Annotated in this window: 13 protein-coding genes; 3 read left to right on the forward strand and 10 right to left on the reverse strand. The window is 73.0% G+C overall.

Going from position 1 to position 19,322, the window contains the following annotated elements:
- From B042_RS0104225 to aceB, 5 genes are all read right to left on the reverse strand, one after another.
- The gene (locus tag B042_RS0104225) at positions 1-2,070 is read right to left on the reverse strand and encodes a hypothetical protein (protein ID WP_028647200.1); all 2,070 of its coding nucleotides are present in this window, start codon (positions 2,068-2,070) and stop codon (positions 1-3) included.
- Between the two features lie 72 nt (positions 2,071-2,142).
- Positions 2,143-2,436, reverse strand: a complete 294-nt coding sequence (locus B042_RS0104230) for a lactococcin 972 family bacteriocin (RefSeq protein ID WP_028647201.1) — start codon at positions 2,434-2,436, stop codon at positions 2,143-2,145.
- 294 nt (positions 2,437-2,730) lie between these two features.
- Positions 2,731-3,945, reverse strand: coding sequence for an FAD-binding protein (locus tag B042_RS0104235; protein WP_028647202.1), 1,215 nt, complete (start codon positions 3,943-3,945; stop codon positions 2,731-2,733).
- A gap of 49 nt (positions 3,946-3,994) precedes the next feature.
- Entirely contained in the window at positions 3,995-5,458 is a 1,464-nt protein-coding gene (locus B042_RS0104240) for an FAD-binding oxidoreductase (RefSeq protein WP_028647203.1), read from the reverse strand.
- A gap of 112 nt (positions 5,459-5,570) precedes the next feature.
- Complete coding sequence (gene aceB / locus B042_RS0104245) at positions 5,571-7,175, reverse strand: malate synthase A (RefSeq protein WP_028647204.1); 1,605 nt, start codon at positions 7,173-7,175, stop codon at positions 5,571-5,573.
- Between the two features lie 319 nt (positions 7,176-7,494).
- Here aceB and hflX point away from each other — a divergent pair, with 319 nt between their 5' ends.
- On the forward strand, positions 7,495-9,033 hold the full coding sequence (gene hflX, locus B042_RS0104250) for a GTPase HflX (protein ID WP_028647205.1): 1,539 nt from the start codon (positions 7,495-7,497) through the stop codon (positions 9,031-9,033).
- Positions 9,034-9,384: 351 nt separating this feature from the next.
- Complete coding sequence (locus tag B042_RS0104255; RefSeq protein ID WP_028647206.1) at positions 9,385-10,593, forward strand: amidohydrolase family protein; 1,209 nt, start codon at positions 9,385-9,387, stop codon at positions 10,591-10,593.
- 482 nt (positions 10,594-11,075) lie between these two features.
- Here the strand turns inward: B042_RS0104255 and holA are convergent, their stop codons facing one another.
- The 5 genes from holA to B042_RS0104285 form a co-directional block, all read right to left on the reverse strand.
- Positions 11,076-12,041 carry a DNA polymerase III subunit delta gene (gene holA, locus B042_RS0104265; RefSeq protein ID WP_028647207.1) on the reverse strand — a complete coding sequence of 322 codons (966 nt, stop codon included), beginning with the start codon at positions 12,039-12,041 and terminating at the stop codon, positions 11,076-11,078.
- Positions 12,042-12,088: 47 nt separating this feature from the next.
- Positions 12,089-14,416: a ComEC/Rec2 family competence protein gene (locus B042_RS0104270; protein WP_028647208.1), complete on the reverse strand. Its 2,328-nt coding sequence runs from the start codon at positions 14,414-14,416 to the stop codon at positions 12,089-12,091.
- Positions 14,417-14,419: 3 nt separating this feature from the next.
- A complete protein-coding gene (locus tag B042_RS21930; protein ID WP_081748592.1) occupies positions 14,420-15,346 on the reverse strand; it encodes a ComEA family DNA-binding protein in 927 nt (308 codons plus the stop codon).
- A gap of 281 nt (positions 15,347-15,627) precedes the next feature.
- Positions 15,628-15,900, reverse strand: a complete 273-nt coding sequence (gene rpsT, locus B042_RS0104280; protein ID WP_028647209.1) for a 30S ribosomal protein S20 — start codon at positions 15,898-15,900, stop codon at positions 15,628-15,630.
- Between the two features lie 304 nt (positions 15,901-16,204).
- Complete coding sequence (locus B042_RS0104285; protein WP_231493802.1) at positions 16,205-17,179, reverse strand: hypothetical protein; 975 nt, start codon at positions 17,177-17,179, stop codon at positions 16,205-16,207.
- A gap of 249 nt (positions 17,180-17,428) precedes the next feature.
- Here B042_RS0104285 and lepA point away from each other — a divergent pair, with 249 nt between their 5' ends.
- Entirely contained in the window at positions 17,429-19,282 is a 1,854-nt protein-coding gene (gene lepA, locus B042_RS0104290) for a translation elongation factor 4 (protein WP_028647211.1), read from the forward strand.
- The last annotated feature ends 40 nt before the right edge of the window (positions 19,283-19,322 follow it).

The following is a 19,322-nucleotide window of genomic DNA, read 5'->3' on the forward strand; positions in this document are numbered from 1 at the left end:
TCAGGCCTGGGAGGCCCCCTCGCGGACGATCCGGCGGTGGAACACGGTGAGCGCTCCCAAAGTGAGCGCCAGCCCCGCCGCCGCGGTGCCCAGGGCGTAGAGGGGTTCGAGCCCGCTCGTGGGAATGTACGCGGGCAGGGTCGGCACCGTGGGGTCCCGCAGTGCCCGGAGCGTGCTCGCGGTGGTCCAGGCAGCCCAGCCGACGAAGCCGAGGGCGATCGCCGCCTCCAGGAGCAGGAACCACCGGTGGGTGGCGGCGAAGGACCACCCGCTGATGTGCCGGGCGAAGATGACCTGGGCGCGGGTCCGGGCGTGGATCACGCAGGCGGCGACACCGGTCAGCAGCAGCACGGCGACCGCCGCGACCAGGTTGAACGTCTCCGTGCGCAGCGTGGTCAGGGTGGCGGCGTGGTCGGCGACCGCGCGGCTCTCGACGGTGGGCACCGTGTTGATGTACTCGGCCGTCGCCGGGTCCCGCCGGGCCCGTTCGACGATGCCCGGATCGGGGAACAGGAGCGCGGCGCGGCTCGCGGCGCCGACGTAACTAGTATCGGACAGGACCGCGCCGTTGGGCAGCACGAGGACCACCGGGTCGTGGAGCAGGGGCGGTGACGCGCCGGGGGCCGGGGGCCTGGAGCCGTAGGTGAACACGGACTGTCCGTCGGCCAGGGGGAACGTCTCGACCTCGGCCTCGGGGCCCGCTCCGCCGGAGAGGGCCCCGATCCACGCGGGTGCCGCCGAGGCGATGTCCTCCCTGAACCCGGAGTGGCGCTCCGGGACCAGGGCGCGGACCGGACCGCCGGAGGGGGTGGCGCCGTAGCGTTCGCCGGAGGGGGAGAGGAGTTCCTCCGCCTCCAGGTAGGTGTCGTTGACCACGAGCAGGTCGAAGCCGGGGCGGGTCCCGCCCAACGGCAGGACCGACTCGGGCGGGACCTGGTCGGAGAGGATGAGGCCGCCGCCGGTGTCGACCCGCCGCAGCCAGGGGCCGAGCCGTTCGTCCATGGTGCCGTGCTCGTCGAGGCTGACGCTGCCGTTGACGGTGACGAGGGAGGTGTCTCCCGTTCGCGCGAACAGTTCCAGGCCGGCCTGTTGCTCCCGTACCGTCGCCGTGTGGTGGACGACCGCTCCGAGGACACTGAGAACCAGGAGGAGGACGGGAACCCGCACCAGGTAGACGGCGGTGGTGGCGGTCCGGGCCGGGAGGCGCCCCTTGAGGGCGGGCAGGACGGCGGTGAGGTGGACGGCGCCGAGCGCGGCGGCGTGGGTCGCCAGGGCTGCGGCGAGCAGGGGGACGAGCAGGGCCGCGGTGGTGAGGGCGTAGGAGTCGAGGCGGCTCCAGCCGTTGTAGAGGCCGAGCACGGCCAGTACGGCCGCTGCCGCGCTGGGGAGCGCCACGGCCCACAACCGTGCGATCCGGACCAGGTCGCGTATGAGGATGCGGGTGTAGGAGCGCCCCTGGAGGCGCTGGACCGCGTAGTCCCTGGAGTCGAGGAGGACGCCGACGGAGGCCGAGGTGACCACCACGAGCAGTGTGGCGGCCAGGGTGTTGGACAGTGCGCCGCCGGTCAGGAGGAACCACTGGTCGGACTCGGTGGCGCCGGGTGCCTGGGAGAGCCCGTGTTCGGCCAGGGCCTCCTCCAGGGCCTGTTCGCTCTCCGGCGGCCCGAAGAGGGTGTAGTAGCCCCGTGGGGAGGTGCCGGTGTACTCCTCCAGAGGGTGGACGCTCAGCTCCATGGTGCGACCGAAGGTCGGGAAGCCGTCGGTGAGCCAGTCGGCCCTGGGGGAGTCCGGGTCGTCCAGGACGAGGTACATGTGCCAGAGCGTGTCGGGCTCGTCCACGTCGGGGAAGGTGTACCCGATCGCGGCGCCCTGTTCGGCGGCGACCCGTGTGAGGGTGGGGGCGACGTCGGCGGCCTCGGTGCCTCGGGGGTTCTCGGTGATCCACACGACGTCGGAGTGCTCTCCGGCGGTGGGCATCCGGAGTTCGGAGCCGGACAGGACGAGCGCGGAGATGAGGGCGGCGAGCAGGAGGAGCGCGACGTGGGCGAAGGCGGTGGTCCGGTGGGGCATGGTGTCCATGGTGGGGGAGGGGTGGCCCGCCGGCACGGCGTTGGGCCGACGGGGCCGGAACGGGAAGAGCCCTCAGCACAGGTTCCAGTAGGCTTCGTTGCCGCCCCACCAGCGCGGGGGCGCGTAGGCCTGGGCGGTGTACCCGGGAAGCGTCGAGGGGGTCCGGTCGGTGTAGGTGCCGACCGCCGTCGCGCCGTGGCAGCGGGTGGAGTGGTGGTAGATGGAGTAGACGGTGGTCTTGGTGACACCGTGTGACCAGGTGCCGCCGCCGACGTAGGAGGTCGCGGCCGACGCGATCCCCGCGGCTCCGAGGCCGACGCCCGCTCCGATCAACAGGGTCACGGCGGCTTTCTTCAGAAGTTTCATGTGTCCCCTTCGAGGTGTCCGCCTTTGTGCGTTTTTGTCCCATGGCGGAGCCCGAGGGAAGAATATACCTGCATGTGAATTTTTTCAATGGGGCAGGTGGGATATCGTCCGTTGATTGGGAGGGGAAAGTGTGTTCTGTGTCCTATATGGGGAGTGGGAATGTCATCATGCCTGATCATCGCGCGATAAGCGTTTCGGTCATCTCATAATTAGAGAAGGGCATATTTCAGGGGTGGCGAAAGTCCTTTTCCCGGCACGCCGGTGGAAGAAGGGGCCGGCAGCGGACGGACGAGGTCAGATACCACCGGTGAAACGTCCCGGCGCGAGGCGGCGGCCCGGGTCGAAGGCGTCCTTGACCGCGCGCATCAGCGGCAGGCCCGGCACCGTCCCCCACAGGTCGATCCCGGCGCCGTGTACACCGGGCTCGGCACGCAGCACCGTCGCCGACCACTCCGGCAGGGCCCGCACACCCGCCAGGACCTCACCGACCGCGGCGGCGCCGGTTCCCGGGGCGAAGGCCGCGTAGAGCGCGCCGCTGGCCGCCGACCCCCGGACGCGTACCCGCGCCCCGACCGCACCGGCCAGCTCGCACGTCCGCGCGGACGCCGCCACCGAAGCGGCCGGAGGCCCCGACAGGAACACCAGCGTGCCCTGCTCGGCGACCAGTCCCCACCCCGCCGGGAGCCGATCGGCGACCTCACCGCCGCCCAGCGCCGCCACGGTCCCGGCGACGCGCGCGGCCATCCCCTCGGCCGTCCCCTCCAGGGCCACGGTCAGGTCCGCCCGGCCCTCCGCGGGCCAGTCCAGCGCCACGGCGGAGGGTACGACCGTGCGTGCGCGCAGTGCGGCCGCCATCCGCTCCCCGCGCGCGGCCGAGGGGACCGGCGCGGTGACCGTCCTCAGGGCGGGCGGGAGGGGGTGCGTCCGGAAGGTGACCGACGCCACCAGACCCAGGGTGCCCAGGGCCCCGGTGTGCAGCTTCGCCAGGTCGTACCCGGCCACGTTCTTGACCACCCGGCCGCCGGTGCGCGCCACCACCCCGTCCGCACGCACCACGGTCATCCCGATCACCAGGTCCCGGAGGGCGCCGTGGAGGAGGCGTCGCGGGCCGCACACCCCGGTGGCGACCATGCCGCCCACCGTGCCGCCCGTGCGCACCGGGTCGACGGACAGTCTCTGTCCGGCCCCGGCCAGCACGTCCACGAGTTCGGACACCGGTGTCCCCGCCCCGACCGTCACCACGAGGTCCTCGGCGGTGTGCTCGATCCCCCTCAGACCGGCGGTCTCCACCAGCAGGTCCGCCGAGCACGGCGGCGCTCCCCAGTCCAGGGCGGTCCCCCCGCCCCGGAACACCGAGGCCGCACCGTGCCGGTCGGCCGCGGCCAGGACGCGGGCGGCGGCAGCGGTGTCGGCAGGACGCACCACCAGGGCGGGGACGACCCCGCCCACGGCGTCCCCGGGGCCGCCCGGACGGACACGGGACCCGGATTCGGCCAGGGCCGTGCGCAGGGAGCCCTCGACGGGGGCGGGGTGATCGGGACGCACGCGGATCCTCCGGTCAGAACTGGGTCGCCCGGCCGGACTCCACCAGCGGGTGCACGCCCCTGCGGACCCCCGGCCGTTCACCGCACAGGCGCGGCGTGGGCAGGAGCTTGTCCGGGTTGGCGATGCCCCGCGGGTCGAACGCCCGCCGAAGCCGGTCGAAGGTGTCGAGGTCGTCGGGGGAGTACATGCGCGGCATGGAGCACGCCTTGTCCGTGCCCACCCCGTGCTCGCCGGTGATCGAGCCGCCGTGGGCCACGCACAGGTCCAGGATGGCCGCGGACACCTCCTCGGCACGGCGGTGGCCGTCGGGGTCGGTGTCGTCGAACATCACCAGCGGGTGCAGGTTGCCGTCCCCCGCGTGGAAGACGTTGGCCACGGGGATACCGGTCTTCGCGGACAGGTCGGCGATCGCGCGCAGCACCCGCGGCAGGGCCGTGCGCGGGACGACCTCGTCCTGGACGACGTAGGCGGGGCTCATCGCGCCGACCGCGTCGAAGGCGGCCTTGCGCCCCGCCCAGATCCGGGCCCGCTCCCCGCCGTCGGCGGCGGTGCGGGTGGCGCGGGCGCCGTGCTCGGCGCACAGGTCCCGCACCTCGGCCAGGTGCGCGTCCACGTCCGGGGCGGGGCCGTCCAGCTCGACGATGAGCACGGCGGCGGCATCGGTGGGATAGCCGGTGTCCATCAGCGCGTTGACCGCCTCGACGGACAGGGCGTCCATCATCTCGATCGCCGAGGGCAGCAGCCCGGAGGAGACGATGGCGCTCACCGCTGCGCCCCCGGAGTCGAGGGAGTCGAAGGCGGCCAGCAGGGTCACCGTCCTCTCCGGCAGCCGGGTGAGGCCGACGGTGACCCGGGTGACGATGCCGAGCGTGCCCTCGGAGCCGACGATCGCGCGGATCAGGTCGTAGCCGGGAGCGTCGGGGGCCTTGCCGCCCAGGCGGACGGTCTCGCCTCCGGGCAGGACCAGTTCCAGACCGCGCACGTGGGTGGCGGTGAACCCGTACTTGAGGCAGTGCGCTCCGCCGGAGTTCTCGGCCACGTTGCCCCCCACCGAGCAGACCGCCTGGCTGGACGGGTCGGGCGCGTAGTAGTACCCGTGGGGTGCCGCGGCGGTGGTGACGTCGAGGTTGGGGACGCCGGGTTCGACGACGGCGCACTCGTTGTCGGGGTCGATCTCGATGACGCGGCGCATTCGCGCGGTGCTCAGCAGCACGCCCTCGCGGTGGGGGAGGGCCCCGCCGCTCAGGCCGGTCCCGGCGCCCCGGGGGACGAAGGGCACGCCGTGTTCGGCGCACAGGGCCAGGACGGCGGACACCTGTTCGGTGGTGGTCGGCAGGACGACCACGCCGGGCAGTGAGCGCCGGTGGGTGATGCCGTCGTGGTCGAAGCCGCGGCGCTCCTCGTCGCCCGTGAGGACCGCGTCGCCGCCGCAGGCCTCCCGCAGCAGGGGGATGAGGGTGGTCAGGGCCTCGGACATGGCGCCTCCCCGGGGCTCGTCGTCTCGGCCGCCTCTGGCTTGCAACGTACGCCGGTGCCCGCGGCGGGGCAAGGAGGTGCGGGGCCGCCCCGCGGGGCGGCCCCGGCACCCGCTAGGGCATGCGCTCGTAGGCGGGCAGGGTGAGGAAGTCGGCGTAGTCGTCGGCGAGGGCGACCTCGGCGAACAGCTCGCCGGCCTGCTGGTAGAGGCCCTCGTCGAAGGCCTTGCCCAGGCCCTGGCGGATGTTGGCCATCTCCTCGTCGATGATCTGCTTGACGAGGCCGGCGGTGACCTTGGGGCCGTCGTCGAGCGTGACGTCGTTGTGCAGCCACTGCCAGATCTGGGAGCGGGAGATCTCCGCGGTGGCGGCGTCCTCCATCAGGTTGTGGATGGCCACCGCGCCGGTGCCGCCCATCCACGTCGCCAGGTACTGGAGGGCGACGTTGATGTTGCCGCGCAGGCCGGCCAGGGTGACGCCCCCCTCGGTCTTGTCCACGGCCAGCAGGTCGGCGGCGGAGACCTCGACGTCCGGGCGCTGCTTGTCGATCTGGTTGGGGCGCTCGCCCAGGACGCCGTCGAAGATCTCCCGGCAGACGGGGACCAGGTCGGGGTGGGCCACCCAGGAGCCGTCGAAGCCGTCGCCGGACTCGCGGGACTTGTCGTCGCGGACCTTGGCGAAGGCGTTCTTGTTGACCTCCTCGTCCTTGCGGGAGGGGATGAAGGCGGCCATGCCGCCGATGGCGTGGGCGCCGCGCTTGTGGCAGGTCTTGACCAGCAGCTCGGTGTAGGCGCGCATCATCGGGGCGGTCATGGTGACGGCGTTGCGCTCGGGCAGCAGGAAGCGTCGGCCGCGGGTGCGGTGGGTCTTGATGATGCTGAAGAGGTAGTCCCAGCGTCCCGCGTTGAGGCCGGCGGAGTGCTCGCGCAGTTCGTAGAGGATCTCCTCCATCTCGAAGGCGGCCGGGATGGTCTCGATCAGGCAGGTGGCGCGGATGGTGCCGCGCTCGATCCCCAGGCGCTCCTGGGCGAGGACGAAGACGTCGTTCCACAGGCGGGCTTCGAGGTGGCTCTGCATCTTGGGCAGGTAGAAGTAGGGGCCCTTGCCCTTGGCGAGCTGGCGCTGGGCGCAGTGGAAGAAGTACAGGGCGAAGTCGACGATGCCGCCGCTGGTGCGCTGGCCGTCGACCAGGATGTGCTTCTCGTCCAGGTGCCAGCCGCGCGGGCGCACGATCATGGTGGCGAGTGCGGAGTCCTCCTTGAGGGCGTAGCTCTTGCCCTGGGGGGAGGTGAAGTCGATCGTGCGGTCCAGGGCGTCGCGCAGGTTGAGCTGCCCCTGGACCATGTTCTCCCACAGCGGGGTGTTGGCGTCCTCGAAGTCGGCCAGCCAGATCTTCGCGCCGGAGTTGAGCGCGTTGATGGTCATCTTGCGGTCGGTGGGGCCGGTGATCTCGACCCGGCGGTCCTCGATGCCCGGGGCGGGTGCGGCGACCTTCCAGCCCGTGTCATCGCGGATGTGCTTGGTCTCGGGGAGGAAGTCGAGGTCCTCGCCGGCCGAGATCCGCTCCTGGCGCTCCTTGCGGGCGGCCAGCAGCTCCTGGCGGCGCTCCTCGAAGGCGCGGTGCAGTTCGGCGACGAGGGCGAGGGCGTCGTCGGTGAGGATCTCGTCGAAGCGGTCGTGCAGCGGGCCCGTGATCTCGACCCCTGGCGTGGCACCCATGTCAAACCTTCCGCAATACGAAATAAGCTTCTATTATGTGGAAAAGATACTCTCTTGCCGGGGGGTGGTCAACGCGAATCGCGTGGTGAGCGGTGGGGTAAATTTCCCTCATGTAAAGATTTGCGAATATTCTCGCGGAGTGTTTTCCCGTTCGTGAGTATCCCATCGCCGACGGGGCAAGCCCGGCCCCGCGCGCCGGGCTCGCACCGCCCGGGATAATGACGTGCCAGGACCGCTCCGAGGTGGGACCATCGATCCATCGGCCCCGGGTCCGGGAAGATCCGCGGCGGCCGGGACGTTGACCCACCTGGAGGGATATGTGAGTACTGCTGATACCCGCGGGAGAGCCCGCACCGGAGACGGAACCGACGCATTCGCCGGTGAGGAGGTGTTCCGCGAGGCGATCACCGCCGAGGGGACGTCCGACGGGCCCGGCACCGGCCGACGGGAGGCCCCGGGCACCGGGCCGGAGAACGCACCCGACCGGGGCGAGATGGAGCTGGCCGAGCGCCACGCCCTGCGACGCGTCCAGGGGCTGTCGACCGAACTCACCGACGTCACCGAGGTCGAGTACCGGCAGTTGCGCCTGGAGCGCGTCGTCCTCATCGGCGTCTGGACCCGCGGGACCCAGGCCGAGGCCGACAACTCGCTCACCGAGCTCGCGGCACTTGCCGAGACCGCCGGGGCACTCGTCCTGGAAGGCCTCACCCAGCGCCGCCCCAAGCCGGACCCGGCCACCTACATCGGTAAGGGCAAGGCCGCCGAGCTGCACGACATCGTCGCCGCCACCGGAGCCGACACCGTCATCTGCGACGGAGAGCTCACCCCCGGCCAGCTGATCCAGCTCGAAGACGTGGTCAAGGTCAAGGTCATCGACCGGACCGCCCTCATCCTGGACATCTTCGCCCAGCACGCCCGCAGCAGCGAGGGCAAGGCCCAAGTCGAACTCGCCCAGCTCAACTACCTCCTGCCGCGGCTGCGCGGCTGGGGCCACTCGCTGTCCCGGCAGGCGGGCGGCGCCGGCGGCGGCGGGGGCAACGGAGGCGTCGGCCTGCGCGGCCCCGGTGAGACCAAGATCGAGACCGACCGCCGCCGGATCAACGACAAGATCGCCAAGCTGCGCCGACGGCTCTCCCACATGCGCACGGCCCGCGACGTCAAGCGCGACGTGCGGCGCACCCGCGAGGTGCCCTCGGTGGTGATCGCCGGGTACACCAACGCGGGGAAGTCCAGCCTGCTCAACCGGCTGACCGGTGCCGGGGTGCTCGTGGAGAACGCCCTGTTCGCCACCCTGGACCCCACGGTCCGCCACGCGCGCACACCCGACGGCCGCAAGTTCACGCTCAGCGACACCGTCGGGTTCGTCCGGCACCTGCCGCACCAACTGGTGGAGGCGTTCCGCTCCACGCTGGAGGAGGCCTCCGACGCCGACCTCATCCTGCACGTGGTCGACGGCTCCCACCCGGACCCCGAAGAGCAGATCCGGGCGGTCCACGAGGTGTTCGCCGAGATCGAGGCGGGCGACGTGCCCGAGCTCATCGTGGTCAACAAGGTCGACTCCGCCGCGCCCGACGTGCTCAAGGCACTGCGGACCCGCTACCCCGACGTCGTCGAGGTCTCCGCCCGTACCGGGGAGGGGATCCCGGCCCTGGTGGACCGGCTCGCCGGCGCGCTGCCCGAACTGGCGCGCGAAGTCCGCGCCCTCGTGCCGTACTCGCGCGGCGACCTCGTCGCCCGGGCCTACGAGGAGGGGCGCATCCTCAGCGAGGAGCACACCGGTGAGGGGACCCGGCTGCACGCTTTCGTCCCCGAGATGCTCGCCGCGAAGCTGGAGGGGTACACGCTCAGCACCGCGTGACGCGCGCTGGTGGCCGTGAGCGGCCGACACCCGCCAAGGGGTCGGCCGCTCCGCCGCGTTCCGGGACGGCCCTGCCCCCGATCGCGAACCGATGGTGGGGGAAACCCGCATTAGTCTGCAGGGGAGGTGTACACGGGGTCGGCGGATGGACTACGGTTTTCGCAAGCACACCGGCCGTCAGCGGCCGCCGTCTCCCGACGGCCTGCATTCCCCCGCAGACACGGCCCTGCGGCGCCGCAGCCCCGCCCGGCTCTGTCTGACCGCCCCAGATACGAGGTCGCCATGTCCGCCCGTGTACCTCATGACCGAGCACCCGGTCCGCACCGGCGGGCCTGACGGGCGGGCACGCCTATGGCACTGGTACTGCTCACCAACATCGGTCGGCTGTGGACCGGCACCGAGATGCTGACCCAGGCGGCACTCCTGATCAACGGTGACCGCGTGGCCTGGGCCGGTCCGTCCGCGGAACTGCCCCACCGGATCCCCGGCGTGTTCGAGGACGTCACCGACATCGACGAACTCGTCAACATCGGCGGCGGGCTCGTCACCCCCGGCCTGATCGACGCCCACTGCCACCCGGTCTACGCCGGGGACCGGTACGCCGAGGTCAACATGTGGGCCAAGGGCGCCTCCAAGGGCGACATCTTCGCGGCGGGCGGCGGTGTGTCCACCACCGTCACCATCACCCGCGGAACCGATCCCTGGACACTGTGCAACGCGGTCCGAGAGCGCCTCCGCCACTGGGTGATCACCGGCACCACCACCGTGGAGGCCAAGACCGGCTACCACCTCACCCGCGACGGCGAACTCGCCGACGTGCGGCTGCTGCGCTCCCTGGAGGAGGAGCCCGGCATGCCCCGCCTGCACGTCACCTTCTTCCCCGCCCACGGCGTGCCGCCGGAGTTCTTCGGCCGCCCCGGGGACTACGTCGTCACCGCCGCCTCCTGGGTGCACGATGCCGCCGTCGTCGGTGCCGACGGAGTGGACGTGTACTGCGACAACCAGCAGTTCACCACCGAGGACGCCCGGATGCTGCTGAGCGCAGGTCAGTCCGCCGGGCTGCGCACCACCCTGCACGCCTGCTCGCGCCCCCGGCACGGCGCCGTGCGGATGGCCGCCGAACTGGGCTGCTCGTCGGTGGACCTGCTGCACGAGACCGACGAGGAGGACATCCTCGCGCTCGCCGCCACCAGAACGCCCGTGGTGGCCTGCCCCACCACGTCCCTGCACGAGCGTCGCACCCCGCCGGTACGCACCCTGCTCGACCACTCCGTGCCCGTCGGCCTGGGCACCGACCACAACCCAGGCCAGTCCGGAACCACGTCGATGCCACTGGTCATCTCCCTGGCCGTGTCCATGTTCGCCATGACCGTCCAGGAAGCGCTGGGAGCGGCCACCTCCGGCGGCGCGAGGGCCCTCGGCCTGCGCGACCGCGGGGTGCTGGCCCCCGGCGCCCTCGCCGACCTCGTCCAGTGGGACGCCGACCACGAGGGCGCGTTCGCGTGGTCGATGGGACTGAACACCCTGCGCGTGTGGCAGGGCGGCCAGACCATCCACTAGACGGTATGCAGGAGGGGCGCGCCGAAGACCGGAGCCTCGCCCGCACGGTGCCGTGGGTCGCCGACCAGGCAGAACCTGGAGGGTGGTGCCTACACGTGGGAGGTTCCGGTGTCCTTCGAGCCTGCGGCCGTGGGTCTGGACGTGCACGCCCGCTCCACCCTCGCGTGCGCGATCCACGGACCCACCGGCCCTGCGCTGGCGCGGGCCCCGACCGGTGCCCGCATCGATCGTGCGGTGGCCGCCCCTTCCAAACTCCGGCGGTCCGGCGACGACCGCATCGAAATTGACGCCCGCTACGCGGTGCACCCCGCCCGCCTGCTTCGGCTGGACGGTCACTCCGGTGCGGGTGCCCCCACCGGTCCAGGAGGCGGCCAGGGATCCGTCCCGGGCCCGTGGGGACGCCCGCGCCGACCTCATGCGTGCCCGCCCGCGCCCTCGACGGTCGCCCGGCGGCGCGGTCCCTGCCCGCCCGTCGCCCGGGGCTATCCGCGGACGCCGCGGGCGCGGGCGATCTCGATAACCGCGCGCTCCAGCGCATACTCGGGGTCGCGCCCGGCACCCTTGATCAGCGCGTCGGTCTCGGCCACCACCCCCATCGCCCGGGCGAGCCCGGCGGGGCTCCAGCCCCGGGCCTGCTGCCGCAGGCTGCGCATCTTCCACGGCGGTATCCTCAACCGCTTCGCCAGGTCCGCCTCACCGATGCCCTTCGGAGGCCGACCCGCCGCGGCGACCCCCCGCACCGCACCGGCGAGCGCGCTGTTGATCAGCACCGGAGCGGTTCCCACCGCCAGGGACCAGCGCAACTGTTCGAGCGCCTCGGCGATCCTGCCCTCGATCGCGTGGTCCGCGACGGAGAACCCCGACGCCTCGGCCTTCCCCGAGTGGTAGCGGGCCACGGCCGCGGCGTCCACCCGACCCTCGGTGTCGGCGACCAACTGGGTGCAGGCCGCGGCGATCTCCCGAAGGTCGGTCCCCACCGCGTCCACCAGTGCCTGCGCGGCGTCCGCGGTGATCTGTCGACCCGCGCCGGAGAACTCCCCCCTGACGAACGCCACCCGTTCGGGGCCCTTCGTCGGCCCCTTGCAGTCCACCCGCCGCGCACCCGCCTTCTGCGCGGCCTGGAGCAGCACCTTGCCCTTGGCTCCGCCCGCGTGCGCGATGACCATGTGCACGTCGTCGGCCGGAGCCTTGAGGTAGTCGACGACGGTCGCCGCCAGGTCCTTGACCAGGTCCTGAGCCGAACGCAGCACCACCACGCGCCGGTCGCCGAACAACGAGGGCGAGGTGGCCTCGACCAGGGTGGACGGCCCCACCTGGGCGGGCATGAGGTCGTGGACGTCCACGTCGGGGTCGGACTCGCGGACCTCCGCGACGGCCGCCGCCACGGCGCGGTCGACGAGGAGTTCCTCGGTGCCGACGATGAGGGTGACGAGAGCGGGTGCAGGCATAACCCGAGGATGCCATGTCCCACCGACCGGCGGGGCGCGGCCGGCGCTCAGCGGTCGGGAGAGGGGCCCCTGGCCACGGCCCGGACCGCCCCGCCGTCGCGGACCACCGCCACGTCCCCGTCGCGGTCGGTGCGCAGGTTGACCCGTCCGAGCCGCTCCAACAGCCGCCACGTGTACGGGGCCGGGTGGCCGTGCCGGTTGTCGGCGCCTACCGAGGTGGCCGTCACCGCGGGCGCGGTCGCCTCCAGGAAGGCCGGGTCCTGTGTTCCCGCGCCGTGGTGCGGAACGGCCAGGACGGTCACCGGAAGCAGGCCGGAGTCCGGCCCGGCGAGCAGTCGTCCTTGGGCGTCCTCCTCCACGTCCCCGGTCAGCAGAACCGACAGGGCTTCGCGGTCCGCCCGCACCACCAGGGACCGGTCGTTGACCGAACCGGTGTAGGCGGGCGGCGGCCACAGCACGCGCAGCCGCCACGGGCCCGCATTCAGGGCGTGGCCGCGCCCGGCCTCCACCAGTTCCACCCCGGCCCGTCCCAGGTCCCGGCCGGTGGGCGTGGCGGCGAACCCCGGCGGGGCCAGGGCCGGGCCGACCCGGCGGTGACGCAGTACGCCCGCCACCCCGTCCACGTGGTCGGCGTGGTCATGGCTGAGCACCAGCAGCGGAACCTCCCGCACCCCGAGGCGGTCCAGGCAGCCGTCGACCGCCTCGGGCTCCTCACCGGTGTCGTACACCACGGCCGCACCTGGACCCGCCGACAGCACGAACGCACTGCCCTGCCCCACGTCACAGGCAGCGAAGGCCCACCGCGGCGGCGGCCACCCGTCCGGGAGGCACCGGACGGCCGTGGCCGCGAGCAGCACCACCGCCACGGCCGCCGCCAGCCAGAGGCGGACCCGGCCGCGAGCGACGACGAGGACGAGCACAAGGGCGGCCAGCAGGAGGGAGCCCGCGGCGTCGGCACGCCACGGCACCGCGCCGTGCGGCACCAGGGCCCCCGTGTGCGCCACCTGGGCGATCCACGCCACCCCCCACCCGGGCGGGTACGCCGCCACCGCCGCCCCGGCCGGCCAGAACCAGGCCAGGGCCGTGACGCCGAACCCGGTCACGGTGACCAGGGCCACGACCGGGGCGGCCAGGACGTTGGCGGGGACCGCCACCCACGACACCTCGCCCGAGAGCAGCACCAGCACGGGCGCGACCGCCACCTGTGCGGCCACCGCCACCGCCAGCGCCTCGGCCACCGCCACGGGCATGCGCCGGGACCAGGCAGCAGCCCAGGAGGGCACCAGCAGCAGGATGCCGCCGGTGGCCAGCACCGACAGGGCGAACCCGAAGGAGGCCGCCAGCCCCGGGGCGACGAACAGCACCCCGACCACGGTGGCTCCCAGCGCGCCCAGGGCCGCGTGCGGACGTCCGGCGGCCAGGGCCAGCAGCCCCAGCGACCCCATGAACGCGGCGCGGACCACGCTCGGCTCGGGGCGGCACACCAGGACGAACAGCCAGATCATCAGTGCGCCGCCCGCCACCGCGCACCACGTGGGGGCGCCGGTCCAGCGCGCCAGCCCCAGGACCAGCCCAGTCAAAACGGCGAGATTGGCCCCGGACACGGTCAAGAGGTGGGTCATCCCGGTCGCCCGGAAGTCCTCGGTGGTTCCCTCCGGCACCCCCGACACGTCGCCCACCACCAGGGCGGGCAGGAGGCCGCGTTCGGGCTGGGGGAGTCCGGAGGCGGCCTCCCGCAGCCCGGAGCGCACCCGTTCGGCGAAGGCCTGGAGCCCGCTGGGCGGGCCGGTCTCCCGGGGCGGCCCGCGAACCAGGACGAGGGCCGGGGTCAGCGGGTCGTCCTCTGCGGGCAGGAAGACACCCCGGGCCCGGAACGACTGCCCGGGCAGCAGCGCCCGCCACTCCCCGCCCGAGGCCAGGAGCACGACCTCGGCGTGGGCGGGGTGTTCCCGGCCGTGCTCCCGGACCAGGGAGGTCCGCGCCCGCAGCACCCACTCCGCCCGGCCGGGGCGCGCTGGCCCGCCCCGGGCCCGTGCGGTCTCCACCACCTCCGCGTGGAACTCCGCCGCACGCTCCTGCGCGGCGGCCCGTGCCGTGACGCCGCCGGTCGCCCGGTGCACGTGCGCACCGGCCACGGCGGCCACCGCGGCGGAGCACACCAGCGCCGCCGCGACGGTGAGGGCGAGGTGCCCGCGCGCGCACAGCAGCGCTGCCGCCGCGCCGCACCCGGCGACGGCCGCGAACACCCACGCCGCCCACGGCTGGACCTGCACGGCTCCCAGCGCCGTGAGCCAGGTCGCCACGGCCGGAACCAGCAGTCTCAGGTCGTGCGGCCGGTCCAGGCCGAGGGCGTCCGTGCCGAGCCAGGCGGTCACCGCTCACCCCGCCGTGATGTGGGGGCGCAGGGTCTCCAGGGTCCGCTCCCCGATGCCGCTCACCCCGGTGAGCGCGTCGACACTGGGGAAGGGGCCGTGGGCCTCCCGGTGGGCGACGATCTCCCGGGCGATGACCTCGCCGACCCTGGGCAGCGTCTGCAGGGTCCCCGCGTCGGCGAGGTTGATGTCCACCGGCGGACCCGCACCGGCGGGTCCGGCCGCGGCGCCCGGAACGCCCACCAGGATCCGTTCGCCGTCCGCCACCGGCCGGGCGAGGTTGACGGTGTCGGTGTCGGCCTCGGGCAGGGCGCCGCCGGCGGCCTCCACGGCGTCGGCCACCCGGGAGCCGGGCGCCAGGGTGTACAGGCCCGGATCGGCGACCTCCCCGCCCACATGGACCACGGGGTCCTCCTCCGGTGCGGGCCCGCCGTCGTCGGCGCCCGCCCCGGACTCGGCGGCCTGGTTCGGCGCCGGCGAACTCTGGGCCACCACCTGTGCGGTCACCGGCTCGGGCCCCTCGCGCAGGGCCATCAGTGCCGCGCCCGCGGCGAGCAGCCCCAGGACGGCCAGAGCGAGGACGGACCGCCTGTTCAGGGCGGCGTGGGCCGACCAGCGCCGGGAGACCCGCTCCAGGAGCGGCGGGTCCGGGGTGAACTCCTCGTACCCCGAGGGCGGGCGCCCGGGAGCGCCGTCCCCGCGTCCGTCCCGGTCCGGGGTCGGGGCGGTGACCCGTCCCGGCCGGTCCGGGTCCTCGGAGAGCGGCGTGCCGGATGGCACAGCGTACGGGGCCTCCGGCAGCGGCGGGAGGTTCTCCGGCCCCGGCGGCGCGGGCCCGGACGGCGGTGGGGAGGGGCTCGGGGCGAGGGCGCGCAGCCGCTCGCACGGGTCGGGTGCCGGGGGGCGGCGTCGCGCGCGGCGCTGAAGGCTCATGACCACCACGGTAGGAAGCCGCGTACGCCGTGTCAGCACCCGGTTTCGATCTGTGGACAACCCCGGTCCGGTCCCGTGGCACCGGGCGGACCCGTCCGCGGGATCCGCCCGGCGGCCGGAACCGGCCGCACCCCGGCGTCCCCGCCCCGGCGGGGCGCTCACCGGTCCGGAACGCGCCCGGAGCCGGGCACCCCGCGGTCAGGCGTGGGCCCCGACCCGTGGAACACGAAAGGCCCGGTCCGGCGTGGAGCACGCCGGACCGGGCCGCACCGGTCCGTCCGTCAGGAGGCGGACTGGAGCTGGTGCAGGCGCCTGGCGATCGCGCTCTTGCGGTTCGCGGCCTGGTTCTTGTGGATGACGCCCTTGCTGTGCGCCTTGTCCAGCGCGCGAGCGGCGGTGCGCTGCGCGACGACGGCCTGCTCCACGTTCCCGGCCTCGGCGGCCTCGCGGAACCTGCGGATGGCGGTCTTCAGCGAAGAGCGCACCGCCTGGTTCCGGACACGGGCCTTCTCGTTCTGCCGAATGCGCTTCTTCTGCGACTTGATGTTCGCCATGCGAAAACGTGCTCCAGTTGATCTTGGTCATCGCGCCGGCCGGACAGGCGGCCCCGCCCGCGGGCAGCCGTTCCGCGGGCGGCCGGCATGGACGCCGGCGCAGGGTGTGTGAGCAAGGGCTCAGATTCGAACGTGGACAGTCCGAGACACGGACTCCCAGTATGCCGCACCCGCCGGACCACTTCGTGCAACCGCTCCGGGCCACTGCGGTCACGGCACAGGGCGGCGGGCTCCGTACCAGTGCAGGGCCCGTCCGCCCGGCCCTCGCGCCGGTCTCCGGGGCCGGCCCGTCGCCACCCGCGGTCTACGGGGAGAGCCACTCCGAGGTGTAGGCCGCCAGGTCGTCGGCTCCGGTCTCGTCCGCCAGGTAGAGCGCCACCCCCAGGACCATCCCCTCCGGGGGCTCGGCACGCGTCAGCCCCAGACGGACACCGGACAGCGCGGTCTCCAGGGACTCGGAGGAGGTGCTGGGCCCCCACCGGTCGCTCGTGTGGGCGGGCAGGCCGAAGCGTACGGCGACCCCCTCCCGGTGGGCGAGTGCCGACACCCCCTCGGTCACCTGGCGCACCATGAAACCCTCGTACAGCAGACCCATCGGCATCCCCGAGTCCACGCCCGGAAGCACGACCTCGTCCGCGTGCCCGGTCACCCGGTCCAGGTACCCCTTGGACCAGTACTTCTCCTCGCGGCCGAGCACGAACGACGGCACGCGCGCCCCGGGCACCAGTTCGACGTGCTGGGCCTGCACCGACAGCACCGCCCCCTCGCCCAGCCCCTCGTCCACCATGCCCACCAGTTCGGGAAGGGACGGGTCGTTGACCGTCACCGGCCGGATCTCCAGGTGCAGCCCGTCGAACCCGTCCGCGGCGACCGCGGGCGCCTCCGAGGCCAGTACCTCACGGGCGTCGGCGTCGAACCGGTCCCGCAGCAGCGACGAACCCGTCACCTCGTGCCGCAGCCACGCCAGCGCCCGCACCTCCGGGTACCCCTGCGCCAGCCACGACAGCAGGGCTCCGGTGTCGGGGACCCGTTCCACGGATCCGTCGGCGGCGATGTCCCCGGCGTGCACGTACACCGTGTCCACGCCGCCGGTGTCCAGAACCGCCGCCAGCGGGCCGGTGTCCTCCCACGAGCCCACCCACGCCGCGTCCGACCCCTGCGACACCGCCCACTGGGCGGGCCGCCCCGCGGCCTGGAAGCCCAGGAGTGCCCCCGCACCCACCAGCACGGCCACGACCGCCGCCACCCCGGCCAGCACCCGGGTCATCAGCCACTGCACCGGACGGTTCCCCTCTCGGACGAGTACACGGGGGTCCGCCGCGCTCCCAAGGCACGCCGCCGCCCGCGCGTCGCATAGCCTGGAGCCGGTCCCGGACCCGCGCCCCATACTGTCGCACGCGCCGCGGCCGTCCGCGGAGAGGGCGCCGTCCCGGCCGTGGGATGATGGATGCCGCCGTCGGCCCGAGCCGCGGCGGGGCGGGGCCGAGAACCCGCCCGCAACCCGGACCCGAAACCTGAACGGAGCACGGTGGCACAGTCGAAGCAGCCGAACTGGACCGATCCCGCGCTGATCCGCAACTTCTGCATCATCGCGCACATCGACCATGGCAAGTCGACGCTGGCCGACCGGATGCTCCAGATCACCGGTGTCGTCGAGGACCGCCAGATGCGCGCCCAGTACCTGGACCGCATGGACATCGAGCGCGAGCGCGGCATCACCATCAAGTCGCAGGCGGTGCGCATCCCCTTCACCGCCCTGGACGACAGCACCTACACGCTCGACCTCATCGACACCCCCGGCCACGTCGACTTCACCTACGAGGTGTCGCGCTCCCTGGCCGCGTGCGAGGGCGCGATCCTGCTGGTGGACGCCGCACAGGGCATCGAGGCGCAGACCCTCGCCAACCTGTACATGGCGCTGGAGAACGACCTCACCATCATCCCCGTGCTCAACAAGATCGACCTCCCGGCGGCCCAGCCGGAGAAGTACGCCGAGGAGCTCGCCGGCATCATCGGCTGCGATCCCTCCGACGTGCTCAAGGTCAGCGCCAAGACCGGCGAGGGCGTCGAGGACCTGCTCAACGAGATCGTCGTGCGCATCCCGGCCCCGGTCGGCGACGCCGACGCCCCGGCGCGCGCCATGATCTTCGACTCGGTCTACGACACCTACCGCGGCGTGGTCACCTACGTGCGCGTGGTGGACGGCCGCCTCGGGCCGCGCGAGCGCATCCAGATGATGTCGACCAGGGCCTCCCACGAGATCCTGGAGATCGGGGTCAGCTCGCCCGAGCCCAAGAAGTGCGACGGCCTGGGCGTGGGCGAGGTCGGCTACATCATCACCGGGGTCAAGGACGTGCGCCAGTCCAAGGTGGGTGACACCATCACCGCCCTGAACCGGCCCGCCGAGACCATGCTCGCCGGGTACCACGACCCCATGCCGATGGTCTTCTCCGGCCTGTACCCGATCGACGGCACCGACTACCCCGTGCTGCGCGACGCGCTGGAGAAGCTCCAGCTCAACGACGCCTCCCTGGCGTTCGAACCGGAGACCTCCGCGGCCCTGGGCTTCGGCTTCCGCTGCGGCTTCCTCGGCCTGCTCCACCTGGAGATCACCCGGGCCCGCCTGGAGCGCGAGTTCAACCTCGACCTCATCTCCACCGCGCCCAACGTCATCTACCAGGTGCGGATGGAGGACGGCACCGAGCACGTGGTGACCAACCCCAGCGAGTTCCCCGCGGGCAAGATCGACGCGATCCACGAGCCCATGGTCAAGGCGACACTGCTCAGCCCCGCCGACTACATCGGGCAGATCATGGAGCTGTGCCAGGACCGCCGCGGCGAGCTCCACGGCATGGACTACCTGTCCGAGGACCGTGTGGAGATGCGCTACACGCTGCCCATGGCCGAGATCGTGTTCGACTTCTTCGACGCCCTCAAGTCCCGCACCAAGGGCTACGCCTCCCTGGACTACGAGCCCACCGGCGAGCAGGAGGCCGACCTGGTCAAGGTGGACATCCTCCTCCAGGGCGAGGCCGTGGACGCCTTCTCGGCGATCGTCCACAAGGAGAAGGCCTACGCCTACGGCGTGGAGATGACCAAGAAGCTGCGCGAGCTCATCCCCCGCCAGCAGTTCGAGGTCCCGATCCAGGCCGCCATCGGCGCCCGCGTGATCGCGCGCGAGAACATCCGCGCCATCCGCAAGGACGTGCTCTCCAAGTGCTACGGCGGTGACATCAGCCGTAAGCGCAAGCTGCTGGAGAAGCAGAAGGAGGGCAAGAAGCGCATGAAGATGGTCGGCCGCGTGGAGGTCCCCCAGGAGGCCTTCATCTCGGCGCTGTCCACCGACGGTGGCGGCGACGACAAGGACAAGAAGAAGAAGTAGCCGCACGGCTGAGGGGCGCCTGCGCGCAGGCGCCCCTCAG

Origin of the sequence: Nocardiopsis sp. CNT312 (genome assembly GCF_000515115.1) — a bacterium.
In the GTDB taxonomy this organism is placed as follows: Bacteria; Actinomycetota; Actinomycetes; order Streptosporangiales; family Streptosporangiaceae; genus Nocardiopsis.

What these genes read in the sequence shown, in the direction of transcription:
- B042_RS0104225 (WP_028647200.1), bottom strand. Translation starts at nt 2,070, where the DNA reads ATGCCCCACCGGACCACCGCCTTCGCCCACGTCGCGCTCCTCCTGCTC.
- B042_RS0104230 (WP_028647201.1), bottom strand. Translation starts at nt 2,436, where the DNA reads ATGAAACTTCTGAAGAAAGCCGCCGTGACCCTGTTGATCGGAGCGGGC.
- B042_RS0104240 (WP_028647203.1), bottom strand. Translation starts at nt 5,458, where the DNA reads ATGTCCGAGGCCCTGACCACCCTCATCCCCCTGCTGCGGGAGGCCTGC.
- aceB (WP_028647204.1), bottom strand. Translation starts at nt 7,175, where the DNA reads ATGGGTGCCACGCCAGGGGTCGAGATCACGGGCCCGCTGCACGACCGC.
- B042_RS0104255 (WP_028647206.1), top strand. Translation starts at nt 9,385, where the DNA reads ATGGCACTGGTACTGCTCACCAACATCGGTCGGCTGTGGACCGGCACC.
- holA (WP_028647207.1), bottom strand. Translation starts at nt 12,041, where the DNA reads ATGCCTGCACCCGCTCTCGTCACCCTCATCGTCGGCACCGAGGAACTC.
- B042_RS21930 (WP_081748592.1), bottom strand. Translation starts at nt 15,346, where the DNA reads ATGAGCCTTCAGCGCCGCGCGCGACGCCGCCCCCCGGCACCCGACCCG.
- rpsT (WP_028647209.1), bottom strand. Translation starts at nt 15,900, where the DNA reads ATGGCGAACATCAAGTCGCAGAAGAAGCGCATTCGGCAGAACGAGAAG.